At 58.2% G+C, this 25585-nt stretch carries 26 protein-coding genes; 13 read left to right on the top strand and 13 right to left on the bottom strand.

Translation table 11 applies throughout. The features are described 5' to 3' along the window. Window positions 1-179: 179 nt before the first annotated feature. The 3 genes from EC915_RS22295 to trpB all read right to left on the bottom strand — a co-directional run bounded on the left by EC915_RS22295 (window position 180) and on the right by trpB (window position 2834). Window positions 180-677: an anti-virulence regulator CigR family protein gene (locus tag EC915_RS22295; RefSeq protein WP_133752671.1), complete on the bottom strand. Its 498-nt coding sequence runs from the start codon at window positions 675-677 to the stop codon at window positions 180-182. A gap of 124 nt (window positions 678-801) precedes the next feature. Then, window positions 802-1614: a tryptophan synthase subunit alpha gene (gene trpA / locus EC915_RS22290; RefSeq protein ID WP_133752670.1), complete on the bottom strand. Its 813-nt coding sequence runs from the start codon at window positions 1612-1614 to the stop codon at window positions 802-804. Continuing rightward, a complete protein-coding gene (gene trpB / locus EC915_RS22285; protein ID WP_133752669.1) occupies window positions 1614-2834 on the bottom strand; it encodes a tryptophan synthase subunit beta in 1221 nt (406 codons plus the stop codon). The genes trpA and trpB overlap by 1 nt, the downstream gene beginning before the upstream one ends. A 122-nt stretch (window positions 2835-2956) precedes the next feature. On the opposite strand from trpB, the gene EC915_RS22280 reads away from it, so the two are divergent. Continuing rightward, the gene (locus EC915_RS22280; protein ID WP_133752668.1) at window positions 2957-3856 is read left to right on the top strand and encodes a LysR family transcriptional regulator; all 900 of its coding nucleotides are present in this window, start codon (window positions 2957-2959) and stop codon (window positions 3854-3856) included. On the opposite strand, the gene EC915_RS22275 is transcribed toward EC915_RS22280, so the two are convergent. Further along, on the bottom strand, window positions 3857-4183 hold the full coding sequence (locus tag EC915_RS22275; RefSeq protein WP_133752667.1) for a YqjD family protein: 327 nt from the start codon (window positions 4181-4183) through the stop codon (window positions 3857-3859). A gap of 176 nt (window positions 4184-4359) precedes the next feature. Here EC915_RS22275 and EC915_RS22270 point away from each other — a divergent pair, with 176 nt between their 5' ends. Together EC915_RS22270 and EC915_RS22265 are read left to right on the top strand one after the other, a co-directional pair. After that, the gene (locus EC915_RS22270) at window positions 4360-4575 is read left to right on the top strand and encodes a dodecin (protein ID WP_133752666.1); all 216 of its coding nucleotides are present in this window, start codon (window positions 4360-4362) and stop codon (window positions 4573-4575) included. A 142-nt stretch (window positions 4576-4717) separates the two neighbouring features. After that, window positions 4718-4942: a DUF1161 domain-containing protein gene (locus EC915_RS22265; protein WP_133752665.1), complete on the top strand. Its 225-nt coding sequence runs from the start codon at window positions 4718-4720 to the stop codon at window positions 4940-4942. 220 nt (window positions 4943-5162) lie between these two features. Here EC915_RS22265 and EC915_RS22260 read toward each other — a convergent pair whose 3' ends face one another. Further along, window positions 5163-6164, bottom strand: a complete 1002-nt coding sequence (locus EC915_RS22260; RefSeq protein ID WP_133752664.1) for an LLM class flavin-dependent oxidoreductase — start codon at window positions 6162-6164, stop codon at window positions 5163-5165. Window positions 6165-6452: 288 nt separating this feature from the next. On the opposite strand from EC915_RS22260, the gene EC915_RS22255 reads away from it, so the two are divergent. Both EC915_RS22255 and EC915_RS22250 read left to right on the top strand, forming a co-directional pair. Then, on the top strand, window positions 6453-6884 hold the full coding sequence (locus tag EC915_RS22255; protein ID WP_133752663.1) for an OsmC family protein: 432 nt from the start codon (window positions 6453-6455) through the stop codon (window positions 6882-6884). Window positions 6885-7018: 134 nt separating this feature from the next. Beyond that, complete coding sequence (locus EC915_RS22250) at window positions 7019-7252, top strand: DUF1161 domain-containing protein (RefSeq protein WP_133752662.1); 234 nt, start codon at window positions 7019-7021, stop codon at window positions 7250-7252. A gap of 189 nt (window positions 7253-7441) precedes the next feature. On the opposite strand, the gene EC915_RS22245 is transcribed toward EC915_RS22250, so the two are convergent. After that, entirely contained in the window at window positions 7442-7858 is a 417-nt protein-coding gene (locus EC915_RS22245; protein ID WP_133752661.1) for a hypothetical protein, read from the bottom strand. Between the two features lie 109 nt (window positions 7859-7967). Between EC915_RS22245 and EC915_RS22240 the strand changes: the two genes are divergently transcribed. Beyond that, window positions 7968-9032 (top strand): aminopeptidase, encoded by a 1065-nt coding sequence (locus tag EC915_RS22240; protein WP_133752660.1) that lies wholly within the window; start codon window positions 7968-7970, stop codon window positions 9030-9032. Window positions 9033-9091: 59 nt separating this feature from the next. On the opposite strand, the gene EC915_RS22235 is transcribed toward EC915_RS22240, so the two are convergent. Both EC915_RS22235 and EC915_RS22230 read right to left on the bottom strand, forming a co-directional pair. Further along, entirely contained in the window at window positions 9092-9742 is a 651-nt protein-coding gene (locus EC915_RS22235; protein ID WP_133752659.1) for an HAD family hydrolase, read from the bottom strand. Between the two features lie 33 nt (window positions 9743-9775). Then, a complete protein-coding gene (locus EC915_RS22230; RefSeq protein ID WP_133752658.1) occupies window positions 9776-10324 on the bottom strand; it encodes a gamma carbonic anhydrase family protein in 549 nt (182 codons plus the stop codon). A gap of 90 nt (window positions 10325-10414) precedes the next feature. Here EC915_RS22230 and prlC point away from each other — a divergent pair, with 90 nt between their 5' ends. Continuing rightward, window positions 10415-12466, top strand: coding sequence for an oligopeptidase A (prlC, locus tag EC915_RS22225; protein ID WP_133752657.1), 2052 nt, complete (start codon window positions 10415-10417; stop codon window positions 12464-12466). Continuing rightward, a complete protein-coding gene (locus tag EC915_RS22220; protein ID WP_133752656.1) occupies window positions 12463-12750 on the top strand; it encodes a YheV family putative zinc ribbon protein in 288 nt (95 codons plus the stop codon). The genes prlC and EC915_RS22220 overlap by 4 nt, the downstream gene beginning before the upstream one ends. Window positions 12751-12827: 77 nt before the next feature. Here the strand turns inward: EC915_RS22220 and EC915_RS22215 are convergent, their stop codons facing one another. Beyond that, window positions 12828-13502, bottom strand: coding sequence for a dual specificity protein phosphatase family protein (locus EC915_RS22215; protein ID WP_218568093.1), 675 nt, complete (start codon window positions 13500-13502; stop codon window positions 12828-12830). 165 nt (window positions 13503-13667) lie between these two features. After that, window positions 13668-15308, bottom strand: coding sequence for a hypothetical protein (locus tag EC915_RS25370; protein WP_256658807.1), 1641 nt, complete (start codon window positions 15306-15308; stop codon window positions 13668-13670). A gap of 262 nt (window positions 15309-15570) precedes the next feature. Here EC915_RS25370 and EC915_RS22205 point away from each other — a divergent pair, with 262 nt between their 5' ends. The 4 genes from EC915_RS22205 to EC915_RS22190 all read left to right on the top strand — a co-directional run bounded on the left by EC915_RS22205 (window position 15571) and on the right by EC915_RS22190 (window position 20197). Beyond that, window positions 15571-16629, top strand: a complete 1059-nt coding sequence (locus EC915_RS22205) for a PA0069 family radical SAM protein (protein ID WP_133752655.1) — start codon at window positions 15571-15573, stop codon at window positions 16627-16629. A gap of 251 nt (window positions 16630-16880) precedes the next feature. Beyond that, window positions 16881-17615 (top strand): carbonic anhydrase, encoded by a 735-nt coding sequence (locus EC915_RS22200; protein ID WP_133752654.1) that lies wholly within the window; start codon window positions 16881-16883, stop codon window positions 17613-17615. Between the two features lie 136 nt (window positions 17616-17751). Next, window positions 17752-19281 carry a SulP family inorganic anion transporter gene (locus tag EC915_RS22195; protein ID WP_133752653.1) on the top strand — a complete coding sequence of 510 codons (1530 nt, stop codon included), beginning with the start codon at window positions 17752-17754 and terminating at the stop codon, window positions 19279-19281. Window positions 19282-19564: 283 nt separating this feature from the next. Then, window positions 19565-20197 (top strand): SCO family protein, encoded by a 633-nt coding sequence (locus tag EC915_RS22190; protein ID WP_133752652.1) that lies wholly within the window; start codon window positions 19565-19567, stop codon window positions 20195-20197. 91 nt (window positions 20198-20288) lie between these two features. Here EC915_RS22190 and EC915_RS22185 read toward each other — a convergent pair whose 3' ends face one another. The 3 genes from EC915_RS22185 to EC915_RS22175 all read right to left on the bottom strand — a co-directional run bounded on the left by EC915_RS22185 (window position 20289) and on the right by EC915_RS22175 (window position 22830). Continuing rightward, entirely contained in the window at window positions 20289-21062 is a 774-nt protein-coding gene (locus tag EC915_RS22185; protein ID WP_133752651.1) for a MetQ/NlpA family ABC transporter substrate-binding protein, read from the bottom strand. A gap of 86 nt (window positions 21063-21148) precedes the next feature. Then, window positions 21149-21823: a methionine ABC transporter permease gene (locus EC915_RS22180; protein ID WP_133752650.1), complete on the bottom strand. Its 675-nt coding sequence runs from the start codon at window positions 21821-21823 to the stop codon at window positions 21149-21151. Then, window positions 21823-22830, bottom strand: coding sequence for a methionine ABC transporter ATP-binding protein (locus EC915_RS22175; protein WP_133752649.1), 1008 nt, complete (start codon window positions 22828-22830; stop codon window positions 21823-21825). Before EC915_RS22175 ends, EC915_RS22180 begins: the two co-directional genes overlap by 1 nt. Before the next feature lie 384 nt (window positions 22831-23214). Here EC915_RS22175 and katE point away from each other — a divergent pair, with 384 nt between their 5' ends. Beyond that, entirely contained in the window at window positions 23215-25374 is a 2160-nt protein-coding gene (katE, locus tag EC915_RS22170) for a catalase HPII (protein WP_133752648.1), read from the top strand. The last annotated feature ends 211 nt before the right edge of the window (window positions 25375-25585 follow it).

Here is a 25585-nt window from a genome sequence, read left to right as displayed (position 1 = left end):
CCGGTCCCAGCATTTTCAGCGCAGTATCAAGGCTGGTGGCGGCCGTGCGCTGCAAAATGACCCGTTGGGAGCGACTTCATTCGCGAGAGGGCGGCACCTGATAGATATCTTTCAGAGGTACTGCTACATCGCGAATGAATGCGCTCCTGCAGGTTTGTCCCATGTGTCCGGGAAATGCCTTAGTTCAAAACGCCATCCAGGATTTCGTAGACGATTCCGCTGCCAATGGCGACCAGCACGACATCGGTGCCCAGTCGGCGCCATTCATAGCCGTCGTAACGGGGAAGGTACTGCATCGAACGGTCATCCAGTCGACGGCCATAGCCACGCGGCAACGGGCGCCCTTTCTCGACATGAATGTTTGCCGGCAGTGGCTGGCCGCGACCGATGACTTCACGGTGGTCCTGGATCGTGCGACGAACATCGCCGAAGTCCTGCGGTGGGCGCCCGCCGCGACGATCATTGCCTTGGTTGTCCGCGCGATGATCGTTGCCCCGGTCATTGCCCCGGTTTCCTTGCTGGCCACCTTGAGCACCTTGAGCGCCTTGTTCCTGATGCTGACCAGGGCCGTTGTCATCATGGTCGCCACGCTGATCCGGTGGCGCCGCATGGACCAGCGCGCTGGCGCTGACCATTAATACGCCTAACCCTGCGACCAAACGATTCGAGACTTTCATGTAGCGCGCTCCTCAGCGAATTCGAGTCAGCAAAAGGGGCTCAGAACGTAGGTCCGAACCCCTTCACTGTACCGGTTAGTCCACTGACCAAGGCGTAGATTCCTCTGTATCAGGAACTTTACCTTCAGGACACACGTGCCTTACGAACACCTTCGGACAGTTGCGAACACAATTGCAGCACGTTGCTGACAGCCTCATCAGCGGAGTGCGCGTTGGCGATGTGATCGATCAGCGCAGAGCCGACGACCACACCATCGGCAACCCTAGCGATGGCCGCCGCCTGCTCCGGCGTACGAATCCCGAAACCGACGCTGATCGGCAAATCAGAATGACGACGCAGCCGTGCCACCGCTTCCTTGACGTGATCGATGGTGGCAGAGCCTGCACCGGTCACACCGGCCACCGACACGTAATAGATAAAGCCCGAACTGCCGTTGAGTACGGTTGGCAGGCGCTTATCGTCAGTGGTCGGCGTAGTCAGCCGGATGAAGTCCAGACCAGCGTCTTGCGCAGGGTCGCACAGTTCGGCGTTATGCTCCGGCGGCAGGTCAACCACGATCAGCCCGTCGACACCCGACTCATGAGCTTCAGAGATGAAGCGCTCAACGCCATAGTTGTGAATCGGGTTGTAGTAACCCATCAGCACCAAAGGTGTGCTGCTGTCCTCGGTGCGGAACTCGCGCACCATTTGCAGGGTTTTTGCCAGATTCTGCTTAGCGTCCAGCGCGCGAATATTCGCCAGCTGAATCGCCGGCCCATCGGCCATCGGGTCAGTGAACGGCATGCCCAGCTCGATGACATCGGCACCGGCTTTTGGCAGGCCTTTGAGGATCGCCAAAGAGGTGTCGTAAGACGGGTCACCCGCAGTGATAAATGTCACCAGGGCGGCGCGGTTCTGCTCTTTCAGCTCGGCAAAACGGGTTTGCAGGCGGCTCATCAGTGTGTCTCCTGCCTGGACAGATCAAGATGGTGCATAACGGTTTGCATGTCCTTGTCGCCGCGACCGGACAGGTTGACCACCATCAGGTGATCCTTGGGCAAAGTGGGCGCGCGTTTGAAGACTTCGGCCAGGGCATGGGCGCTTTCCAGTGCCGGGATGATGCCTTCCAGACGGCAGCACTGGTGGAAAGCGGCCAGGGCTTCGTTATCGGTGACCGAGGTGTATTCGACGCGTCCGATATCGTGCAACCAGGCGTGCTCCGGGCCAATGCCTGGATAGTCCAGGCCGGCAGAAATCGAGTGGGCGTCGATGATCTGACCGTCGTCATCTTGCAGCAGGAACGTGCGGTTGCCATGCAGCACGCCCGGCACGCCGCCGTTGAGGCTCGCTGCATGTTTACCGGTTTCAATGCCGTGGCCGGCCGCTTCGACACCGATGATGCGCACGCTGGTGTCGTCCAGAAACGGGTGGAACAGGCCCATCGCATTCGAACCGCCGCCAATGCATGCCACCAGGCTGTCGGGCAGACGGCCCTCCTGCTCTTGCAGTTGCTGGCGGGTTTCCTTACCGATCACGGCCTGGAAATCACGGACCATCGCTGGGTAAGGGTGTGGGCCGGCAACAGTACCAATCAGGTAAAAGGTGTTGTCGACGTTGGTCACCCAGTCACGCAGCGCTTCGTTCATCGCGTCTTTCAGGGTGCCGGTGCCCGCAACGACCGGGATCACGGTAGCGCCCAGCAGCTTCATGCGAAACACGTTCGCTTGCTGGCGCTCGATATCGGTAGTGCCCATGTAGATGACGCATTCCAGACCGAACCGTGCGGCTACGGTGGCAGTGGCCACGCCGTGCATGCCTGCGCCGGTTTCGGCAATGATGCGTTTCTTGCCCATGCGCCGTGCCAGCAGAATCTGCCCGATGCAGTTGTTAATCTTGTGCGCGCCAGTGTGGTTCAGCTCTTCGCGCTTGAGATAAATTTTGGCGCCGCCGCAATGCTCGGTCAGACGCTCGGCAAAATAAAGCGGGCTCGGACGACCCACGTAGTCGCGCTGGAAGTAGGCCAGCTCCTTAAGAAATGCAGGATCTTCTTTAGCCGCTTCGTATTCACGGCTCAGGTCGAGGATCAGTGGCATTAGGGTTTCGGCGACATAGCGACCGCCGAACGCGCCGAACATGCCACGGGCATCCGGGCCGTTACGGTATTGGGTCTGGGTCATGGTGGGGCGCTCCAGGGTGACGAATGGGTTAGCCGTCAGGCAGTGAACACACTTTAACGAGCGTCATGATCGATGAAAACCGATAAGATCGCCCTAACCTGTCAGAAAAACTCACAGATACCATGAGCCGAGACCTTCCCCCGCTTAACGCCCTGCGTGCCTTCGAGGCCGCTGCTCGCCTCAACAGCGTCAGTCAGGCTGCAGAGCAGCTGCACGTTACCCACGGCGCCGTCAGTCGGCAGTTGAAAGTGCTGGAGGAGCATCTGGGAGTCGCTTTGTTCAGCAAGGATGGACGCGGCATTAAACTCACAGATGCAGGTGTCAGATTAAGAGACGCCAGTGGGGAGGCATTTGATCGTCTGCGCGGGGTGTGCGCTGAATTGACTCAGGCGAGCGTTGACGCGCCGTTCGTCTTGGGCTGCTCAGGGAGTTTGCTGGCGCGCTGGTTCATTCCGCGACTGGGACGCCTTCATGCGGATCTTCCTGACTTGCGTCTGCATTTGTCTGCCGGAGAAGGTGATCTCGATCCCCGGCGGCCAGGTCTGGACGCGTTGCTGGTATTCGCCGAACCGCCCTGGCCCGCCGACATGCAGGTCTTTGAGCTGGCAAGCGAGCGCATTGGACCTGTATTGAGTCCGCACCTCCCGCGTTTTGAAGCATTGCGTGACGCGCCACTAGAAGCGCTGCTCAGCGAGCCGTTATTGCAAACCATGTCCCGCCTGCAGGCATGGCCCAGTTGGGCACGGCAAAACGGCATCGATCCCGAGGCACTTGTGTACGGACAAGGGTTCGAGCACCTGTATTACTTGCTGGAGGCCGCTGTATCAGGACTTGGGATTGCCATCGCACCTGAACAACTGGTGGCTGACGACTTGAAGGCGGGACGCCTGGCTGCGCCGTGGGGTTTCAGTGAAACCTTGGCGCAACTGGCGTTATGGGTACCTGGACGTGCTGCTAACGGGCGTGCGCTACAACTGGCTCAGTGGCTCAAGCAAGAGCTGACACGGTCAGGCCGGACGTAATCAGTTGCTGCGTTTGCACAGCAAATAGGCAGCCAGCAGACCGACCGCGCCGACAGCAACGCCAGCAGTGGTCCATGGGTGTTCTTGCGCGTAGTCGCGTGTTGCAACGCTGGTTTCGCGGGTCTTCACTTTGACATCCTCATAGACATCGCTCAGCAGACTGCGCGAATGGCTCAGCGCGCTTTCGGCGTTGGCTTTGAGGGTTTTCAGGGTTTTGCGCGACTCGTCCGAAGCGTCCGACTTCAAGCCTTCCAAAGACTTGAGCAGACTTTCGATTTCAGCTTCCATACTTTGCAATGACGCTTTACGGGATGACGTGAATGCCATGATTTAACTCTCCTGCAATGATGAGTGGCGTGTGTTGATTCCGACTACAGCGCTTCCAGAAAGTGCAGTGCGGTTTGCAAGTGCCTTTATTTGTGAACTTTTCGGAGGCTTTTCGCGACTGACGTATAGAGCGATTTCGCTGTTACGGCCATTGAAGACCCCCTGGAGAAACTGCCATGTCTGATCACCACACCTACAAGCTGCTTGAACTGGTCGGCTCGTCGACCACTGGCGTTGACGATGCGATTCAGAATGCAATCGCCCAAGCGGCCGAAACCGTGAAGTTTCTGGAATGGTTCGAAGTGCTGGAAACTCGAGGTCACATCAAGGACGGTAAGGTGGAACACTTTCAGGTGACCATCAAAGTAGGGTTTCGCCTCGACAAGAGTTGATGAACTTTTGCACTGGCTGAATGCCACAACCTTCGCTATACCTACCGCACTGTCGTGAATGCGACACGGGTATTGTGTGACAGGGCCGCTTCTTTCGAGCGGCCTTTACGCTTGCAAAGCGCCTGACGAGGGAGTGTGACTGATGAAGAAGATTCTGTTGGCAGTAGGGTTGTTAAGCATTGCAGGCACCACCATGGCGGCCGGAAAGTCGTGCGATGACGTGAAAGCGGAGATCGACGCAAAGATCAAGGCCAATGGTGCTTCGTCCTACACCCTGGAAGCCGTGGATAAGGGCAGCGCTGCCGATGGCAAAGTCGTCGGGACCTGCGAAGGCGGCACCAAGGAACTGGTATACAAGCGCGGCTGATGTGGTCCGTTGCAGCATACAAAAACCGACGCATTGGCGTCGGTTTTTTTATGGGCCCGGTGAGCGTGCCCTGGGTGAGGTCGTGTCCGACCCTTGAAATCGGGGTCAACCCAGTGTGGGAACGAAGTCATTCGCGAGACGGTGCAACTGATGGACATCCATTAATGCACCCACCCATCGCGAATGAATTCGCTACCACAGTCTGATTGCGCTCAGGAATTTAGCCTCTCGCTACCTGAGCGAGAATCTCATAAGAGCGCAACCGGTCGGCGTGTTCGTACATGTCGCAGGTGAAGATCAACTCGTCGGCGTCGGTCTGTTCCAGCAGTACGTCCAGCTTGGCGCGAATCTTTTCCGGGCCGCCGACCATCGCGATACCGAAGAAGTCCATGACTGCCTCGCGCTCATGGGGCAACCACAACCCGTTCATGCTTTCGACCGGTGGCTTCTGCATCAGACTTTGCCCACGAATCAAGCTCAGGATTCGTTGATACACCGAGGTTGCCAGGTATTCAGCGCGCTCGTCGGTGTCAGCCGCCGCCAACGGTACGCCGAGCATCACATACGGCTTATCCAGCACTGCCGAAGGCTGGAAGTGGTTGCGATAGACGCGAATCGCCTCGTGCATGAAGCGTGGGGCGAAGTGCGAAGCGAAGGCGTAGGGCAAACCGCGTTGCCCGGCCAGTTGCGCGCTGAACAGGCTTGAGCCCAGCAGCCAGATCGGCACGTTGGTGTTGGTGCCTGGCACAGCGATCACCCGTTGGTGCGGCTGGCGCGGGCCAAGATAGCTCATCAACTCTGCGACATCATCCGGGAAGTCGTCGGCGCTGCCGGAGCGTTCACGGCGCAGGGCGCGGGCGGTCATTTGATCGGAACCCGGCGCACGACCCAAGCCCAGGTCGATACGACCGGGATAGAGGCTTGCCAAGGTGCCAAATTGTTCGGCGATCACTAGCGGGGCGTGGTTTGGCAACATGACGCCGCCCGAGCCGACCCGGATAGTTGAGGTGCCGCCTGCCAGATAAGCCAGCAATACCGAAGTTGCGGAGCTGGCGATGCCATCCATATTGTGGTGCTCGGCCACCCAGAACCGGTTGTAACCCCACTTCTCGACGTGTTGAGCCAGGTCCAGGGAGTTGCGCAGCGATTCTGCCGGTCCTTTATCTTCGCGAACCGGCACCAGGTCGAGCGTGGAAATCTTCACATCAGCTAAGCGTTTCATAGGCTGTGATGGATCCTCTTGAGGGCTTGGCCAGGCGCCGCCAGCTCGAAGGCGCGAGAGCAAACCTGCGTTAAGCCTAAATATTTGCGTTAAGGCTTTAGGATAAGGCCGTATTTTCAGGTTGCAATGGGGAAGTAGCAATTTCCTACTAATTTGGTCGGATTTGTCGCGGCGAGAAATCAGCAAATAACGCTGGCCTGTGAGAACCGCGGAACTAAGTTCCGCCTACACTCCTCACACTTTTAGTCCAGTGCGAGCCAATCGCACTTATTTTCACGAGGAGACACCATGAGCATCGTCAAGAAAGCATCCGCACATTGGGAAGGTGACCTGAAGTCTGGTACCGGTAGCATCTCCACTGAAACCGGCGTGCTGCGTGAAGCGCCCTACGGTTTCAAAGCGCGCTTCGAAGGCGGCGAGGGCACCAACCCGGAAGAACTGATCGGCGCAGCCCACGCGGGTTGCTTCTCGATGGCCCTGTCGATGATTCTCGGCGACGCCGGTTTGAAAGCCGACGCCATCGATACGCAGGCTGAAGTGAAACTGGATCAGGTGGATGGTGGTTTCTCTATTACTGCTGTGCACCTGATTCTCAAGGCCAAGATTCCAGGCGCTACCCAAGCGCAGTTCGATGAACTGACCGCCAAAGCCAAAGAAGGCTGCCCGGTGTCCAAGCTACTCTCCGCCAAGATCACCCTGGATGCCACCCTGCTGAGCTGACCCTTCGCTCAGCGCACGACCTCGATGGCCCGCCTATGCGGGTCATCTGCGTTTCCGAGGGCAGAGAACCGGCGGCGGCGAGCAATGTCACATGAGTGGCCGCTGCGTATCGCGCGGCCTCGAAGGAGTCGACCATGAAGCGTTTAGCCGTAACCCTGATCCTCTGCGCACTGACCACCAGTGTGTTCGCCGCCCCCAAACCCTGTGAAGAACTTAAGGCTGAGATCGAGGCCAAGATCCAGGCGCAGAACGTCAGCTCTTACACGCTCGAGATTGTGAGCAATGACGAAGCCAAGGACCCCAACATGGTCAAGGGCACCTGCGACAACGGCACGAAGAAGATCATCTATCAGAATAATGATCGGTAATTTGCAGGCCGGCGCAGAGGGGCGGAAATGACCACAACTGTGGCGTGGCAGAAGACGACTTCGGTGGGAGCGAGCTTACTCGCGGCGTCCGACTCGCAGCCGTTAGTTATGTTGTGAATCTGCGGACCCATACGCAGCAAGCTCGCCTCCACAGGTCATCGATAGCCCCCGATCTGCACGCTCACCGCATCACGGGATACAAAAAACCCGGCCCTCTTGCGCCAGCACTCTGCGCTGCTCGTCACGCAATTGCGCATCGATGCTGTTAGCCACGTGGCGCACGTCCAGCCGATATCGCTGCCCCGCTTCGAAGTGGTCATAGTCGATGGTGACGTAGCAGGTCAGCTCATTGTAAATGTCCATCGACAAGCCCAGTCCGCCGGACGCGTACTCATAGTCGTAGCGAACCTCCAGCGTGTGCTTGCCTGGGGTGACCTGAAAATAACGGCCGTCTTCGGTGCGTACGCCATCGAGCTTGTCGGCCATCAGTGTTTTGCCGGTGAAGGTGTGCAGATCGATCCAGGCCCTCTGAGGATCGACCGCAGGCAGCGGGCCTGCGCATCCCGCCAGCAGACTCAAAGCTATGATTGACAGGGGCAAGCGCATGACAGACTCCGCATTCAGGCAGATGACAATGTTGGTTGCGTCACAGGTCGGCTGTACGGCATAACGGCGGCGGTGGGCAACTTTTGTATTTTGACGTAAAGGCCGCTGCATGAATCGATTGAACATTCCGGGGTTCCGGCGCGCCTTGCCAATGCTGGCGATTTTACTCATTAGCGGTTGCTCCAGTCTTTCCTATTACACGCAATTGGCCAGCGGTCAGCTAGCCCTGTTGCGCGCTCGCGAGCCGGTAGCGCAAGTGATTACCGATCCGCAGCGTGACCCTAACTTGCGCGATCATCTGCTCAAGTCGCAGCAGGCGCGGGACTTCGCCAGCCAGCATTTGCACCTGCCGGATAATAAAAGCTACCGACTGTACGCCGACATCCATCGCCCTTACGTGGTTTGGAACGTCTTCGCCACTGGCGAGTTTTCCCTCGACCCGGTCACCCACTGCTTCCCGATTGCGGGCTGTGTCGCCTACCGCGGTTACTACAGCCAAGGCGCGGCGCGAGGTGAGGCAGCTTTGCAGAAGCGCGACGGCAAGGACGTGTACGTGAGTGGCGTTGAGGCCTATTCGACGCTTGGCTGGTTCAACGACCCGATCATCAGTTCGATGATGGTTTGGGGCGATGAACGCCTGGCCACCCTGATCTTCCATGAGCTGGCGCATCAGCGTTTTTATGTAAAGGACGACAGCGAGTTCAACGAGTCTTACGCCACCTTCGTTGAAGAAGAAGGCACCCGCCAATGGCGCGCGGAACGTGGCATGCCTGCCGAAACTGCGTCATCCGAAACCCGGCGTCGCGATCAATTGACCCGGTTGGTACTCCATACCCGCGAGCGCCTGAAAGCCTTGTATGCCGCGCCGCTGGCCCCACAGGTTATGCGTCAGCGCAAGGCCGCCGAATTCGAGCGTCTGCGCGTGGAGTACCGGCAGCTGCGCGACAGCCAATGGGGCGGCGACAAGCGTTTCGACAGCTGGATCTATGCGCCGATGAACAACGCACGCCTGCTGCCCATCGGGCTGTATGACCAGTGGGTTCCGGCGTTCGAGAGGCTGTTCAATCAGGTCAACGGCGCTTGGCCTGCATTTTTTGATGCCGTCGAACATTTGGGCGGATTGCCCACGGATCAGCGCAAGGCAGCGTTGGCGCGGTTAGCCAAGCCGGGCTGAATACATTTCACCTGTGTGAGCAATTTCGATCAGTGCTGGTCAGGTCTGCTCCTGTGGTTTCAGTGTTTGAGAAACGCCTGATGCAGCGCCTGCAACGACTCGAAATGATAAGTCGGCGCTTCAGCCTGCAACTCTTCACGGCTGCCAAAACCATAGCCCACTGCTGCGACATCCAGCCCGTTGCGCTTGCCGCCAATCAAGTCGTGTTTGCGATCGCCGATCATCAACGTCTGCTTCGGATCAAGCTTTTCCTCGTCCAGCAAATGCCGGATCAGCTCAACCTTGTCGGTCCGTGTGCCGTCCAGCTCGCTGCCATAGATCAGTTTGAAGTGCCGGGCAAAGTCAAAATGGCGGGCGATTTCCCGCGCGAACACCCAGGGCTTGGAGGTGGCGATGAACAGCGTGCGTCCCTGATCAGACAGCAGGTCGAGCAGTTCGAACACGCCATCGAACACCACGTTTTCGTAAAGGCCCGTGACCTTGAAGCGCTCTCGATAGAAGCCTACTGCTTCCCAGGCCTTCGGTTCGTCAAACGCGTAGGCATGCATAAACTGCTCTAACAGGGGCGGACCGATGAAGTGTTCGAGTCGGGTGATGTCGGGTTCATCGATGCCCAGTTTACTCAATGCAAACTGGATCGAACGGGTGATGCCTTCGCGCGGATCGGTCAGGGTGCCGTCCAGGTCGAACAGAATATTCTGGTAATGCATTTCGTCTCTCACGGGCAGCCTTGGATAAACATCTCAGCAGGGTGTATCGAAACCCTCAGCCAGGTGCTGATCCTTGAGCTTGACGTAGTTGGTAGCGCTGTAGGGGAAGAACGCGGTCTCTTTTTCGGTCAGCGGCCGTACTTGTTTGACCGGGCGACCCACATACAGAAAGCCGCTCTCCAGACGCTTTCCCGGAGGAACGAGACTGCCCGCGCCGATAATCACCTCATCTTCGACCACCGCGCCGTCCATGATCGTGCTGCCCATGCCGATCAGAATCCGGCTGCCAATCGAGCAACCGTGCAGCATGACCTTGTGGCCGATGGTCACTTCATCGCCGATCAACAGCGCAAAACCCTCCGGGTTGAAGGGGCCTGCGTGGGTGATGTGCAGCACGCTGCCGTCCTGAACGCTGGTACGGGCGCCGATGCGGATGCGGTGCATGTCGCCGCGGATCACCGTCAGCGGCCAGACCGAGCTGTCGGCGCCGATTTCAACGTCGCCGATGACAATGGCCGAATGATCGACAAAGACCCGCTCGCCAAGGGCTGGCGTGTGATTCTGGAACGTGCGAATAGCCACGATAGGCTCCTTCTCTGGCACTGATAGCTGCGGTCAGCGCCGATTGTAATTAAGATGCTCAAGTGTTTCTTTCTGCCAAGGTGCCAAACCGTGAGCGCGAACAACCCTCTTTTGCAATCCTACGACCTGCCACCTTTCTCGGCGATCCGCGCCGAGCACGTAAAACCTGCCATTGACCAGATTCTGGCAGACAATCGTGTCGCGATCGCGGACCTTCTTGCCAAGCAGGGCAGACAGCCTACATGGGCTGGCCTGGTGCTGGCGATGGACGAGCTCAACGACCGCCTGGGCGCTGCCTGGAGCCCGGTTAGCCATCTTAACGCCGTGTGTAACAGTGCTGAGCTGCGTGAGGCCTATGAGTCTTGCCTGCCTGCGCTGAGCGCCTATTCGACCGAGATGGGCCAGAATCGCGAGCTGTTCCAGGCCTTTGAAGCCTTGGCCAACGGCCCAGAGGCCAGCAGCTACGACGTGGCGCAGAAAACCATTCTGGAACACTCGCTGCGTGATTTCCGACTGTCGGGTATCGACCTGCCGCCCGAGCAGCAGACGCGCTACGCCGAGGTGCAGAGCAAGCTGTCGGAGCTGGGCAGCCAGTTCTCCAATCAGTTGCTCGATGCCACGCAAGCGTGGACCAAACACGTCGCTGATGAAGCCGCTCTCGCCGGTCTGACCGATTCGGCCAAGGGGCAAATGGCGGCAGCCGCCCAGGCCAAGGGCCTGGAAGGCTACCTGATCACTCTGGAATTCCCGAGCTACTACGCGGTGATGACCTACGCTCAGGACCGTGCGCTGCGTGAAGAAGTCTACGCAGCCTACTGCACTCGCGCCTCTGATCAGGGCCCCAATGCAGGCAAAAACGACAATGGCCCGGTGATGGAGCAGATCCTCGATCTGCGCCAGGAGCTGGCCAGGCTGCTGGGCTTTTCCAGCTTCTCAGAGCTGAGTCTGGCGACCAAAATGGCCGAATCCAGCGATCAGGTGCTAAGTTTCCTGCGCGATCTGGCCAAGCGCAGCAAACCATTCGCTGCTCAGGATCTGCAAGAGCTCAAGGCGTATGCCGCTGAACAGGGCTGTGCGGATCTGCAAAGCTGGGACACGGGTTTCTATGGCGAGAAATTGCGTGAACAGCGTTACAGCGTGTCCCAGGAAACCCTTCGCGCCTATTTCCCGATCGACAAAGTGTTGAGCGGCCTGTTTGCCATCGTACAAAAGCTGTACGGCATCGAAATCGCCGAGCAGAAAGGCTTCGATACCTGGCACCCGGATGTTCGCCTGTTTGAGATCAAAGAGAACGGACAGCATGTCGGACGCTTCTTCTTCGATCTCTACGCCCGCGCCAACAAGCGTGGCGGTGCCTGGATGGACGGCGCCCGCGACCGTCGCCGTACCTCCGGTGGCTCCCTGCAAAGCCCTGTTGCCAATCTGGTGTGTAACTTCACTCCGGCGTCACCCGGCAAGCCTGCCCTGCTGACCCACGATGAAGTCACCACCCTGTTCCACGAATTCGGCCATGGCCTGCATCACTTGCTGACCCGCGTTGAACATGCGGGTGCCTCGGGCATCAACGGCGTGGCTTGGGACGCGGTCGAGCTGCCAAGTCAGTTCATGGAGAACTGGTGCTGGGAACCGGACGGTTTGGCACTGATCTCCGGCCACTATGAAACCGGCGAGCCGCTGCCTCAGGATCTGCTGGAGAAGATGCTCGCGGCGAAGAATTTCCAGTCCGGCCTGATGATGGTGCGCCAGCTGGAGTTCTCGCTTTTCGACTTCGAACTGCATGCCACCCATGGCGATGGCCGCACCACGCTGCAAGTCCTCGATGGGGTGCGCGACGAGGTATCGGTGATGCGCCCACCTGCTTACAACCGCTTCCCCAACAGCTTCGCGCACATTTTTGCAGGCGGTTATGCGGCTGGTTACTACAGCTATAAGTGGGCTGAAGTGCTTTCGGCCGACGCTTTCTCCAAGTTCGAAGAAGACGGCGTGCTCAATGCCCAAACCGGGCGCGCTTTCCGTGAAGCGATTCTGGCCCGTGGTGGCTCGCAGGCGCCGATGGTGCTGTTCGTCGACTTCCGCGGACGCGAGCCTTCGATCGATGCACTCCTGCGCCACTGCGGCTTGAGTGAGGACGCGGCAGCATGAGCGACACGCCGCGTGTGATCACCAAGAAGCGCTTCATCGCCGGGGCGGTCTGCCCGGCGTGCAGCGAGCCCGATAAGCTGATGATGTGGAGCGAGGACGACGTTCCGCATCGGGAGTGCGTGCACTGCGGGTATTGCGACACGCTCAACGCTCAGGGTCAGTCGATCCCCAAAGAGTTGGGGACACGCGTCACCAAGGCTGCGGTAAAGCCGGCTGGTCCAAAGGTGCAGGGCGTGCAGTTTTTTCCCAACCCGAAGCTGAAGAAGCCGATTGATCCGAGCTGACACGCTGGCATCAACCTGCAGGAGCCAGCAAGCCGGCTCCTGCAGGCCTCGGCCAGGTCAGAAGGCGTTGTGAAGGCTTACAGCCGCCACAAGATCGTCTGCACCCCCACCACATCGGTTTTTTGAAACCAGCCTTTGAGCGCGCAGCCAGCAAATGCGCTGGTGCTGCACGCGCCGCTGTTAAAGGCGGTTTTCAAGGCGTCTACATCGACCTTATTGATGTACTCGATGCCGTGCTTGAGGCTGTCTACACTGCCATACCCGCCATGTTCCATCTCATCGAGTGCGTCTTGTTTGCTCCAGCCCTGCACGACAATCCTGTACATCGCTGCCACCAGACCGGTACGGTCCAGCCCATGTTTGCAATGCATCAACACCGGGCCTTTTTCCTGGGCGGTCTGAATGGCGCGCAGGCTTTGAATGATGTCCTCGTCATCGATGTGGACGGTCTGCAACGGAATCTGGATCAGCGTCACGGTCGGATCCGACAGCCAGTTGCTGTCGCTTTCCTTGATGAAGTCCACCACGGTCACTACACCGAGCTGCTTGAGCAACGGCTGTGCGTCGGCGTCGGGCTGTCGGCTGCGGTAGAGCGTCGGCGTCATCCGGTACAGGTTGTAATGTGTATCGATCGGCTGCGCCCACTGGCTAGGGCGCGATCCCGACGACGTCGAGTCCTCGGCTGGCGCCGATACGCTGACAGAAATAGCTACGAGCATGGCGACAAGCGGAGCAATCAATCGAAGGCGCATCGAGTCATACCGTGCGAGCGAGCTGTGAGAGAAGTTAGGTAAGTCTCCACGGCCCAGGGTCAATGCAGTGTGAGGGGAATGTCAAAACTTCGTTATGGCCGGACTTCGGCAGGCTTGTTTGCAAAACGGAACCGGGGCGCTGTTGCACCGCCCCGGTTGAGACCGCTATCGACCCCCGTAGAAGTAACCAAAGGAAATTTTTCCATCGATACCCTGGCCGTGGTTCGTCACTTTCACGTTTACGTCCCGATAGGAACGATTGAAGCTTGGAATAACGACAGGAGTGGTGATGTCCCGAAGTACCATCACGTGTGTTCTGCCTTGCCCGGAGCTACCCTCCGGATGGCCGGTCAATGTGAACTCCGTTCCCGCCTTGGCCTTTACTATTCTGGCGGATCGGATCTCGTCATTGGAACAGCCGAAGCCGTTACGCTTCATCCTCACATTGTGGGTGTAATGAAACGGCACGACGCAGTCCAGGTTCTGTTCAGCGTTATTGCCTTCATACAGGGCAATAGACGCATCGGAGAAGTCGGTAGGAGTGGTACCAATTTCCACGCGAGAGACCTTGCCCGCCAGACCGTTGTTACGGACATACACTGCTCGGTAAGCGTCGGTGGTCCGGCTTTGTTCCAGGGTGCCGACGACCACTTTTTCATGAATGCCGATATCTCGTATTACATCAATGATGAGGTGGTCGTCTGCACGGTTGCCGCTCGGGTTGTCGAAGAGCGTGATGCGCGTGCCCTTATCGATACCGGTCAGCGAGAGCGATCGAGCTTCATCGTTTTCGCATCCGTTGGCTGGCAGTCTCAACGTTTGAGCCCGACGGGGAATGACGCAGACGGTGTCGCCCGCTGTGCTGGCGTTATTGCGCTCCCAAAGATAGATGCCTCCCTGACTCAACGCCTGGGTGTAAGGCAGCGTATCGCCATTGCGATAGTTATTGATGCCGATGAAGTTGGGTGTGGTTCCGCAGTTTGCCGTGCGACGCATCAGCCAGGTCAGATTATTGTCGTAGGTGGCCGAATCCGCAGTGGTAGATGTTGCATAGTGAAACTGATTCATCAGAAACAGGCGGTTCCACTGCTTGCCCGTGCGTGCCTCCACCTTGACGGTTGATAGCGGCAGGCTGGTCCACCGGGTCGGACAGGAAAAATCGTGTGCGGCCGAAATGCTGGAGGCAGCTGCTCCTAAGGTTTTCCAGTGGTTCTGCACCAGCCAGTCCTGATCGAAAAGGACCTTGATGGGCCGCCCGCTGACGGTATAAGTGCCGGCGACTTCAGACCTGTCAGTAAAAATGATCAGCCGCTGGTTTTTTTGCGCCATCTGTCCATGAGTCGGCCAGCTGGCGGCCGGGAAGTTATCGGGATTGAACGCTACGTCGGCCACTTGAGGAAAGCTGTGCAAAAACTTCTGAAGTTGGTCGCGGGTAACGTAGGTTTCCAGGAACAGGGTGACGACTTCACTTCTGTTTTTCTTTAGAAAAGGCAGAATTTCGTTACCCAGTTGATTGGCGAAGCTGCCATAGCAGATTTTCTTATGACAGACCCGAATGGCCTCACTGTCTGAGTATTTTTCATCGTGATAAAGATCCAACATGAAGCCACGGACCCCATCGTCCAGTTGCTGCGGAATCTCCCTGAAGTTCTGATTTATTTTCTCGTATGAATTATGAGTGGTAACCCAGCTCAGACGATCAAAAGGCAGGTCTTTCTGAGCGAGTGGGTGAGTACCCGCATGCGCCGTCGTCAATACTGTAAAAAGACCGCCGAAGAGACTGGCGTATCTTTGGAGTTGATTCATGATTGAAATCCTTTTCAAATATCAGCGCTTCATGCACTGAGGGTTTCTCTAGGTGCCCTCCATCCTGGAGTTGAGCGAGAGTATTGGCGGGATATCCGAAACCGGCCATTGTCAAACTGACTGCAATTGTTACGTGGCTTGAGCAATCGGCGCGTCTTGCGCCCAAACCGCCTGTCCGGGCTCTGATAAAGCAGGGGTCTGACTCTGGAACGGTTGCATCGAGTGCGATACTGTATATATAAACAGTTATCGAGAAGCGCGCATGTCCATTTCATTGCCACCCCGTGGCCGCGGCACCGCGACCAATCCCCACAATCGTTTCGCACCGAATCGCTCGGTGGCCCAGGACGATGGCTGGTATCAGGAAGTGCCGGTCACCCAGGGCACTACCGTGACCCTGGAGACCGCCAAGAGCATCATCGCGCGCAATTGCTCCCCCGATATCCCGTTTGATCGCTCGATCAATCCGTACCGTGGCTGCGAGCATGGCTGCATTTACTGTTATGCCCGACCCAGCCATGCCTACTGGGACATGTCACCGGGACTGGATTTCGAGACCAGGCTCATTGCCAAGACCAACGCGGCGGCGCTGCTTGAACAGCAGCTGTCCAAACCCGGCTACAGCGTGGCGCCGATCACCCTCGGGGCCAATACCGATCCATATCAGCCTATCGAGCGCGAATACAAGCTGAGCCGCGCCACATTGGAAGTGCTGCTGCGCTATCGGCATCCGGTGACCATCATCACCAAAGGTTCGTTGATTCTGCGTGATCTGGATCTGTTGGCTGAGCTGGCCAGGCTCAATCTGGTCTCGGTGTTCATCAGCCTGACGACGCTGGATGATGAGCTCAAGCGCATTCTCGAACCGCGGGCCGCGGCGCCCAAGGCGCGACTGCGGGCAATTCGGGTTCTGCGCGATGCCGGCGTACCTGTGGGCGTGCTGCTGGCGCCGATGATCCCGATGATCAACGACATGGAACTGGAAAAGCTTATGACCGAAGCCAAGGCTGCCGGAGCCTTGAGCGCAAGTTACGTGATGCTGCGACTGCCGTTGGAGGTCGCGCCGTTGTTCGAGGAATGGCTACAGGCGCATTACCCTCACCGGGCCGAGCATGTGATGAGCCTGGTCCGGCAGAGTCGCGGCGGTCAGGTGTATGACAGCCGCTTCGGCTCGCGAATGCGTGGCGAAGGCGTATTCGCCCAGTTGCTAGCGCAACGCTACAGTCTTGCGGTGAAGAAACTGGGCCTGAATCACCGGGAGAGCTTCAAGCTCGATTGCCAGGCCTTTTGCCCGCCGGGCGGGCAGATGTCGTTGTTGTGACTCTGATTGCGTCTTAATTCTCGATACGCAGACCTGTAGGGATGCGGAGCGCTCGCGGATTTAGATTTTCTTAAGCAAGACCCGCGATCCAGAGCGATGCATTCAGTTTCAATTAAGTTTCCATCGCTAAGGTGCTACGCAAGTGACCTGCTGGTCGCGTATAGATGGAATTGTCCGTCATGCCAGAAAAAAGTGGGACATCCACGCAAATCACTGGAAACTCCGCTTCAATCCGACAGAGAGGATAAGACATGAGCAACAGGGATAAACAACCGCAGCCGTCGACGACTCAAGCCACGGCAAACGCCGAATCCGCCGAACAGGCGCTGCAACATATCGTCGACGGCTTCAAACATTTTCGTCAGGACGTCTTCCCGCAACAGGAAGAGCTGTTCAAGAAGCTTGCCACGGCACAACATCCGCGGGCCATGTTCATCACCTGCGCCGACTCGCGCATCGTCCCCGAGCTCATCACTCAAAGTTCGCCCGGCGACCTGTTCGTCACGCGTAACGTGGGTAACGTCGTGCCTCCTTATGGCCCGATGAACGGCGGCGTGTCCACTGCCATCGAATACGCGGTGCTGGCGTTGGGCGTGCAGCACATCATTGTCTGTGGTCACTCTGATTGCGGCGCCATGCGCGCGGTGCTCAACCCCGACACCCTGGAAAAAATGCCGACGGTCAAAGCCTGGCTGCGCCATGCCGAAGTCGCCAAAACCGTAGTGCAGGACAACTGCAGTTGCTCCGGAGAGCAGGAAACCATGCACGTGCTCACCGAAGAGAACGTCATTGCCCAATTGCAGCATTTGCGCACCCACCCTTCAGTGGCGTCGAAAATGGCGAGCGGTCAGCTGTTCATTCACGGCTGGGTCTATGACATCGAGACCAGTGAGATTCGCGCTTACGACGCCCAGGAGGATTGCTTCCTACCTCTGGACGGCGAACACAAGACTCCGGTAGCAACCGTACCTCGCGGACGTTATTGATCATCCCGCTGAGCGCAGCGATACCCCCGTAACGCTGCGCCGGCACTGACGGTTCCAACCAATGAAGCTCATAGCGGCCGCGTCTTGCGCAGGCCGTCGGGCGTTGTCACGTCTGAAGAATCTCCGGAGAGTCGTCATGGCTACTACAGATCTCAAATCCTTGTTACCACGGGAGCTGCTGGCTTCCGTGGTGGTTTTTCTGGTGGCCCTGCCGCTGTGCATGGGCATCGCAATCGCGTCCGGCATGCCTCCGGCCAAGGGACTGATCACTGGCATCATTGGTGGCCTCGTGGTCGGCTGGCTGGCCGGTTCCCCGCTGCAAGTCAGCGGCCCGGCCGCGGGTCTGGCGGTGCTGGTGTTCGAATTGGTACGCGAACACGGCATGGCCATGCTCGGCCCGATCCTGCTGCTGGCGGGGCTGCTGCAATTGCTCGCGGGACGTTTCAAACTCGGCTGCTGGTTCAGGGTCACGGCGCCAGCAGTGGTCTACGGCATGCTGGCGGGCATTGGCGTGCTGATCGTGTTATCCCAGGCCCACGTAATGTTCGACAGCGGTCCTAAACCCTCAGGGCTGGATAACCTGATTGCCTTCCCGCAAACGCTGTTCGGCGCCATTGGGCCGGGCAGCGGGATGCAGGCCGGAATGTTGGGTTTGGGCACCATCGCAATCATGTGGTTGTGGGAAAAGTGTCGGCCCCACGCCCTGCGCTTCGTGCCGGGCGCATTGCTTGGTGTAGGCATCGCCACGGGGGTCAGTCTGGCGATGAGCCTTGAGGTCAAACGGGTCGAAGTGCCGGCCAATCTAGCGCAAGCCATCGACTGGCTGCGTCCGGCAGACCTGCTGAGTCTGGCGGATCCGTCGATTCTGATCGCAGCCATTGCCGTGGCTTTCATTGCCAGCGCCGAGACGCTGCTCTCGGCAGCGGCGGTGGACCGGATGCATGACGGGCAGCGCTCGGACTTCGACAGGGAACTCAGCGCCCAAGGTGTCGGCAATATGCTTTGCGGTCTCGTGGGTGCGTTGCCGATGACTGGCGTTATCGTGCGCAGCTCGGCCAATGTGCAGGCGGGCGCCAAAACCCGGCTGTCGGCGATGTTCCACGGCGTGTGGCTGCTGGCTTTCGTGCTGCTGCTGTCCTGCGTGCTGCAGAGCATCCCGGTGGCAAGTCTGGCGGGTGTGCTGGTCTATACCGGCTTCAAGCTGGTGGATCTCAAGGCACTGCGGGGTCTGGGGCGTTATGGGCGCATGCCGATGTTCATCTACGGCGCCACGGCAAGTGCAATCATCCTGACCGACCTGCTCACCGGTGTATTGATCGGCTTTGCACTTACGCTGCTGAAGCTGGCGCTGAACGCATCGCGTCTGAAGATCAATCTGGTGGACCTTGAAGCCGAGGGCGAAATGGAGCTGCGTTTGAACGGTGCGGCCACTTTCCTCAAGGTGCCTGCGCTGACTCAAACCCTGAACAGCGTTCCAACTGGCATCACGCTGCATGTGCCGCTGAGCAACCTCAGCTACATCGACCACTCCTGCCTTGAGCTGCTCGAAGAGTGGGCCCGTGCCAATGCGGCGCAGGGTTCGAAACTGTTGCTGGAACAACGCCTTCTCAAGCGTCGGGTCGAGGGGCGAATTCGTACCTCGATTGGTGGTCCGGCATTGCATTGAAGAGGGTGTGTAAACCTTAAAGCCAGGTCCTGCGTATGTCGCATCCCGAGTACCACGGGAGCAATCACGGAGGGCTTCGCGCGTCTTTGGCCAAGGCGCGCGCTTGGGCCGGCTCTGCGAAAGGCTGCTTCCAGCTTTTTGCATATATTAATTGTCGAAAAGTCACGCCCCAGGCGACGGGATTGCCTTTCTGCGTGGCGCCCTGGTGTTGTACCGTGGCCATCGACTGTAAGCCGCAATCCACATCGCGCTGCCTTGTGAATCATTACCTGATGCTGAATACATGACCCGCACTCAAAAAACCGTCTTCATGCTCGTGGCGATCATTGCATTGCTGCTGGGGTTGTCCGTCAGCCGCGTATTTTCCGGCAAGGACCAGGGTGATCAGACGGCGTTGATCGACGCCGGGGTTATTCTGCTGCCACAAAGCCGCGAAATACCGAGCCTGAAGTTTACGGATCAGGACGGACAACCGGTCTCGCTGGACGTGTTCAAGGACGCATGGACGCTACTGTTTTTTGGCTACACCTTTTGCCCGGACATCTGCCCGACCACCCTCGCCCAACTGCGTCAGATCAAGGGTGAACTCCCCAAAGCTGCCGCTGATAAGTTGCGTGTGGTGCTGGTCAGCGTTGATCCAAACAGGGACACGCCGCAGCAACTCAAAACCTATCTGGGCTATTTCGACAAACAGTTTCTGGGTCTGGTCGCGCCTGTCGAGACCATTCAGAAACTGGCAAACGCGGTAAGCATTCCTTTCATTCCCGCTGATACCAGCAAGCCGAATTACACCGTTGATCACAGCGGCAACCTGGCCCTGCTCGGCCCGGACGGCACTCAACGCGGTTTCATCCGTGCACCGTTCAATACGCGCAAGCTGGGGGCGCAATTACCGGGGTTGCTGGAGAGGAAATAAAACAGGGCGCTCCGCCCCGATAGATCCTGCGCCGTTCGGGCAGGAGCGGCTGTGGGTCTGCCGCATGATCTGCGGCAGACCCACACTCTGATCAGAACGCCGGCACCACGGCGCCTTTGTACTTATCGAGGATGAACTGTCGGGTTTGCGGGCTGTGCAGCGCGGCAACCAGTTTCTGGATAGCAGGCGAATCCTTATTGTCTTCGCGGGTCACCAGAATGTTCGCGTAGGGCGACTCCTGGCCTTCAATGATCAGCGCATCCTTGGTCGGATCGAGCTTGGCCGTCAGTGCGTAGTTGGTATTGATCAACGCCAGATCCACTTGCGTCAGTACGCGCGGCAAAGTAGCTGCTTCCAGCTCGCGGAACTTCAGGTTCTTGGGGTTCTGCTGCACGTCGCTTGGTTTTGCGGTGATGCTGTTCGGGTCCTTCAACGTGATCAGGCCGGCCTTGACCAGGAGCAGGAAAGCGCGGCCCTCGTTGGTTGCATCGTTCGGCAGGGCTACGGTCGCGCCGTCAGGCAGGTCAGCCAGGTTCTTGAGCTTGTCCGAATAGGCGCCGAACGGCTCGACGTGAACCTTCGCCACGCTGACAAGGTTCGTGCCCTTGCCCTTGTTGAATTCATCCAGATACGGCTGGTGCTGGAAGAAGTTGGCGTCCATGCGCTTCTGATCAACTTGCACATTCGGCTGAACGTAGTCGTTGAAAACCTTTATATCCAGTGTCACGCCTTCCTTGGCCAGCGTCGGTTTCACGAACTCGAGAATCTCGGCGTGCGGCACTGCACTGGCAGCGACGGTCAGGGTTTCATCGGCGTGGGCGGACAGCGCAGCCACTGCAGCGAATACGGCCAACAGCTTCTTCATATCTCTCTTGCTCCTCTGATGCGCGCGCGGCGGCAGGCGTATGCCGGTCACCACTTGCACGCGTGCGAAGAGGACCGACGAATCTATTAACGGTGGGAAAAGTGCGCGACCAGCCTGTCGCCCACGGTTTGCAGAATCTGTACCAGCACCAACAGCAATACGACCGTGACGAACATCACATCGTTCTGAAAGCGCTGGTACCCGTAACGAATCGCCAGGTCGCCCAGACCACCCGCGCCCACGGCGCCAGCCATGGCAGTGAATGACACCAGCGCGATCGCGGTGACAGTGATCGCCGCCAGGATGCCAGGACGCGCTTCGGGCAGCAGGGCTTTGACGATGATCTGCCGAGTGGAGGCGCCCATCGCCTGAGTCGCTTCGATGATCCCGCGATCCACCTCGCGTAGCGCAGTTTCGACCAGCCGGGCGAAGAAAGGTGTCGCTCCCGCGATCAGGGGCGGTAACGTGCCGAGAATGCCCAGCGAAGTACCGGTGATGATCTCGGTCAACGGCATCATCACGATCAACAGGATGATGAACGGCAGTGCGCGCAGCATGTTCACGATCAGGCCAATAGTGGAATACACCGGCTTGTTCGCGAGCAACTGACGCGGCGAGGTGAGGAACATCAGCACCCCGAGCGGCAAGCCCAGCAGCACGGTGAATGCCAGAGAAATGCCGAGCATGATCAAGGTGTCGCCCGTGGCAACCCAGATTTCATACCAGTCGACGTTGGAAAACAGAGTGACGAGGGTTTCCATCAGCGCAGGATCTCCATGTGTACGTCAGCAGCGGTGAAGCGCGCGAACGCAGCGTCCATATCGCCGCCGGTGACGGCCAGCGTCAGTTGCCCGTAGGGAGTGTCCTTGATGCGGTCGATACGGCCGGCCAGGATGCTGTAGTCCACCCCGGTTTCGCGAGCGACAGTGCCCAGTAATGGCGCGTAGGTCGCTTCGCCCTGGAACGTCAGACGCACAATGCGACCCTCAACGTGGGCAAAGTCGGAGTTCAGGTCATTTTCGTCGAGCTGCTCATCTTCCTGGACGAAACGGCGAGTGGTCGGGTGTTTGGGATGCAGGAACACATCCGCCACTGCGCCCTGTTCGACGATCACGCCTGCGTCCATCACCGCCACCTGGTCACAGACTCGACGAATCACGTCCATTTCGTGGGTGATCAGGACAATTGTCAGCTTCAACTCGCGGTTGATCTCGGCCAGCAGTTGCAGGACCGACGCTGTGGTTTGAGGGTCCAGCGCACTGGTGGCCTCATCGCACAGCAGTATTTTTGGTTTGGTCGACAAGGCACGTGCGATGCCGACCCGCTGCTTCTGACCCCCTGACAACTGCGCCGGGAATTTCTTCGCATGATCGGACAGGCCCACTCGCGCCAGTAACTCGGCCACTCGCTGATCGATCTGGGTGCGGGACATGTCCCCGGCCAGGGTCAGCGGCATGGCGACGTTATCAGCCACGGTTCTGGAGGACAGCAGGTTGAAGTGCTGGAAGATCATGCCAACCTGCCGCCGAAAGCCGCGCAGACCGTCGGCGTCCAGCGCGGTGACATCGACATCATCGACCAGGATCCTGCCACCGCTCGGGGCTTCCAGGCGGTTAATCAGGCGCAACAGGGTACTTTTACCGGCACCGGAATGGCCAATCAGGCCAAACACCTGGCCGTTTTCGACCTGCAGGCTGGTGGGGTGCAGCGCGGGGATTTCCCTGTCGGCAACGCGATAGGTTTTATGGACGTTTTGAAACTCGATCACTTAGCGAACCTTGTGGGGGCGCGGTAGAAAATTCAGCGTGAGAAAAGGTCTCGAACGCTGCTGGGCGATTTGCAAGATAGAACCGTCTATCGCCTCGGCTGGGTAAACCGGGCGCGCATTTTAGCCTGTCAGGCCCGGATTGGGCCCGCAATTCTTAGCATTTATTTAGCGCAGCACCTGCAGAACGGTCATAACGACGGAGGAAAGGCAGCTTTACAGCAAAGTTTTGAAAAAACACGGAACGGCTATTTTTATCCTCAGTCACTACATAAGCGCTGAAATCTTCCCTGTCTTGGCCGGGAAATTCCTGCTTACCGAGCTCATACCGGCTTTCTCTGCGAAAGACCAAGAAAAGAGCCGCCTGAACCGAGGAGTTTTTGTCCGATGGCTACTAAAAAACCTACACCTGTAACGGCTACACCCAAGAGCGAACTTGCGGGCACCGATACCCTGGATCGGGGTAATACCAACGAAAAACTCGAGAGCCTCGAGCAGTTTCGCTCGGACGCTACCGGTCAGGCTTTGCGAACCAACCAAGGCGTGAAAGTCTCTGACAATCAGAACACCCTGAAAGTCGGCAATCGTGGTCCTTCGCTGCTGGAAGACTTCATCATGCGTGAAAAGATCACGCACTTTGACCATGAGCGCATCCCGGAGCGCATCGTGCATGCCCGCGGTACTGCGGCGCATGGTTACTTCCAGGCGTATGAGAACCACTCGGCACTGAGCAAGGCAGAATTTTTGCGCGATCCAGGCAAGAAAACCCCGGTTTTCGCGCGTTTTTCTACCGTGCAAGGTCCGCGTGGTTCCGGTGACACCGTACGTGATGTGCGTGGTTTTTCGGTGAAGTTCTATACCGGTGAAGGCAACTTCGACCTGGTCGGCAACAACATGCCGGTCTTCTTCATTCAGGATGCCATCAAGTTTCCGGACTTCGTGCACGCTGTAAAACCAGAGCCACACAACGAAATTCCTACCGGCGGCTCGGCGCATGACACATTCTGGGACTTCGTTTCCTTGGTGCCGGAATCCGCGCACATGGTGCTGTGGACCATGTCCGACCGTGCCCTTCCGAAAAGCCTGCGTACCATGCAGGGTTTCGGGATCCATACCTTCCGCATGATCAACACCGAGGGTAAATCGTCGTTCGTCAAGTTCCACTGGAAGCCTAAGTACGGTACTTGCTCCCTGCTGTGGGACGAAGCCCAGAAACTGGCGGGTAAGGACACCGACTTCCATCGTCGCGACCTGTCCGAGTCGATTGAAATGGGTGATTACCCAGAGTGGGAACTGGGTGTGCAGATCGTGGAGGAAAAAGACGAGCACAATTTCGATTTCGACCTGCTTGATCCGACCAAGATCATTCCCGAGGAGCTCGTGCCGGTCACGCTGTTGGGCAAGATGGTGCTCGACCGCAACCCGGATAACTATTTCGCTGAAACCGAGCAGGTTGCGTTCTGCCCAGGCCACATCGTGCCAGGCATTGACTTTTCCAACGACCCGCTGTTGCAAGGTCGTCTGTTCTCCTACACCGATACGCAAATCAGCCGTCTGGGCGGGCCGAACTTCCACGAGATCCCGATCAACCGTCCGATTGCGCCAAATCACAGCAGCCAGCGTGACGCCCAGCATCGCATGACCATTGACAAGGGCCGCGCCTCTTACGAGCCTAACTCCATCGATGGTGGCTGGCCGAAGGAAACGCCGGCAGCACCGCAAGATGGCGGCTTCGAGACGTATCACGAGCGCGTTGAAGCAAACAAGGTTCGCGAGCGCAGCCCTTCGTTTGGTGATCACTTCTCCCAAGCCACGCTGTTTTTCAACAGCATGAGCGAACACGAGAAAGAGCACATCATCGCGGCGTACAGCTTCGAACTGGGCAAAGTGGAACGTGAGCACATTCGGGCACGTCAGGTGAACGAGATCCTCGCCAATATCGACACCACGCTGGCAGCGCGCGTCGCTGCGAACCTTGGCCTGCCTGCGCCAACAGGACCGACCGTCAAGGCTCCGAAAACCGGCAAGCTAACCGTCGACAAGTCGCCGCTGCTGAGCCAAGTCAATCTGCTGTCTGGTGACATTGCTTCCCGCAAGGTCGCGATTCTGGTGGCTGACGGCGTCGATGAAAAAGCCGTGGCAACCATGAAGGCTGCGCTGGAGGCAGAATCGGCTCACGCCAAGGTGCTTGGCCCAACCTCCGCTCCGGTCAAGACGGCTGGCGGTCAAACCCTGGCTGTGGATGCATCGATCGAAGGTTTGCCTTCGATTGCTTTCGATGCAGTGTTCATTCCGGGCGGCGCGGCTTCAGTCAAGGCACTGAGCGGTAATGGCGTGGCTCTGCACTACGTGCTTGAGGCGTATAAGCACCTCAAGGCCATTTCCTACGCAGGCGAAGCCAAGGAACTGATCGACTTGCTGCGTCTGGAAGCCGATGCGGGCTTGCTCGCGGTGTCGGACACCCAGTCGTTCGCCGCTTTCTTCGATGCGATCAAACAGCACCGGGTGTGGGCGCGTGAGCCGAAGGCCAAAGCGATTCCTGCTTAAAGGTATTGCACCTTTTTGTAGGTGAATTCGTTTCCACAGCCGACCTGGTTGGCTGTGGAGCGAAGTCATTCGCCAGAGGTCCGCGTTGCCTGGCTATCTCCGTTGCATGACGCATGCTTAACCAGTGAGTCCGCTCCCAACGGGAGGCCGTGCAACGAGGCTTCAGCCAATAAAAAAGGCGTTACCCGGAAGGGCAACGCCTTTTTTTGAG

It is taken from the genome of Pseudomonas sp. LP_7_YM (assembly GCF_004364435.1).
Lineage (GTDB): Bacteria > Pseudomonadota > Gammaproteobacteria > Pseudomonadales > Pseudomonadaceae > Aquipseudomonas.
Note: the sequence above shows the minus strand (reverse complement) of the source record. Positions and strands in the feature narration are given on the sequence as shown.

Excerpts from the sequence above, each read along its gene's own strand:
- EC915_RS22295 (WP_133752671.1), bottom strand. The coding sequence starts at position 677 with ATGAAAGTCTCGAATCGTTTGGTCGCAGGGTTAGGCGTATTAATGGTC.
- trpA (WP_133752670.1), bottom strand. The coding sequence starts at position 1,614 with ATGAGCCGCCTGCAAACCCGTTTTGCCGAGCTGAAAGAGCAGAACCGC.
- trpB (WP_133752669.1), bottom strand. The coding sequence starts at position 2,834 with ATGACCCAGACCCAATACCGTAACGGCCCGGATGCCCGTGGCATGTTC.
- EC915_RS22280 (WP_133752668.1), top strand. The coding sequence starts at position 2,957 with ATGAGCCGAGACCTTCCCCCGCTTAACGCCCTGCGTGCCTTCGAGGCC.
- EC915_RS22275 (WP_133752667.1), bottom strand. The coding sequence starts at position 4,183 with ATGGCATTCACGTCATCCCGTAAAGCGTCATTGCAAAGTATGGAAGCT.
- EC915_RS22270 (WP_133752666.1), top strand. The coding sequence starts at position 4,360 with ATGTCTGATCACCACACCTACAAGCTGCTTGAACTGGTCGGCTCGTCG.
- EC915_RS22265 (WP_133752665.1), top strand. The coding sequence starts at position 4,718 with ATGAAGAAGATTCTGTTGGCAGTAGGGTTGTTAAGCATTGCAGGCACC.
- EC915_RS22260 (WP_133752664.1), bottom strand. The coding sequence starts at position 6,164 with ATGAAACGCTTAGCTGATGTGAAGATTTCCACGCTCGACCTGGTGCCG.
- EC915_RS22255 (WP_133752663.1), top strand. The coding sequence starts at position 6,453 with ATGAGCATCGTCAAGAAAGCATCCGCACATTGGGAAGGTGACCTGAAG.
- EC915_RS22250 (WP_133752662.1), top strand. The coding sequence starts at position 7,019 with ATGAAGCGTTTAGCCGTAACCCTGATCCTCTGCGCACTGACCACCAGT.
- EC915_RS22245 (WP_133752661.1), bottom strand. The coding sequence starts at position 7,858 with ATGCGCTTGCCCCTGTCAATCATAGCTTTGAGTCTGCTGGCGGGATGC.
- EC915_RS22240 (WP_133752660.1), top strand. The coding sequence starts at position 7,968 with ATGAATCGATTGAACATTCCGGGGTTCCGGCGCGCCTTGCCAATGCTG.
- EC915_RS22235 (WP_133752659.1), bottom strand. The coding sequence starts at position 9,742 with ATGCATTACCAGAATATTCTGTTCGACCTGGACGGCACCCTGACCGAT.
- EC915_RS22220 (WP_133752656.1), top strand. The coding sequence starts at position 12,463 with ATGAGCGACACGCCGCGTGTGATCACCAAGAAGCGCTTCATCGCCGGG.
- EC915_RS22215 (WP_218568093.1), bottom strand. The coding sequence starts at position 13,502 with ATGCGCCTTCGATTGATTGCTCCGCTTGTCGCCATGCTCGTAGCTATT.
- EC915_RS25370 (WP_256658807.1), bottom strand. The coding sequence starts at position 15,308 with ATGAATCAACTCCAAAGATACGCCAGTCTCTTCGGCGGTCTTTTTACA.
- EC915_RS22205 (WP_133752655.1), top strand. The coding sequence starts at position 15,571 with ATGTCCATTTCATTGCCACCCCGTGGCCGCGGCACCGCGACCAATCCC.
- EC915_RS22200 (WP_133752654.1), top strand. The coding sequence starts at position 16,881 with ATGAGCAACAGGGATAAACAACCGCAGCCGTCGACGACTCAAGCCACG.
- EC915_RS22195 (WP_133752653.1), top strand. The coding sequence starts at position 17,752 with ATGGCTACTACAGATCTCAAATCCTTGTTACCACGGGAGCTGCTGGCT.
- EC915_RS22190 (WP_133752652.1), top strand. The coding sequence starts at position 19,565 with ATGACCCGCACTCAAAAAACCGTCTTCATGCTCGTGGCGATCATTGCA.
- EC915_RS22185 (WP_133752651.1), bottom strand. The coding sequence starts at position 21,062 with ATGAAGAAGCTGTTGGCCGTATTCGCTGCAGTGGCTGCGCTGTCCGCC.
- EC915_RS22180 (WP_133752650.1), bottom strand. The coding sequence starts at position 21,823 with ATGGAAACCCTCGTCACTCTGTTTTCCAACGTCGACTGGTATGAAATC.
- katE (WP_133752648.1), top strand. The coding sequence starts at position 23,215 with ATGGCTACTAAAAAACCTACACCTGTAACGGCTACACCCAAGAGCGAA.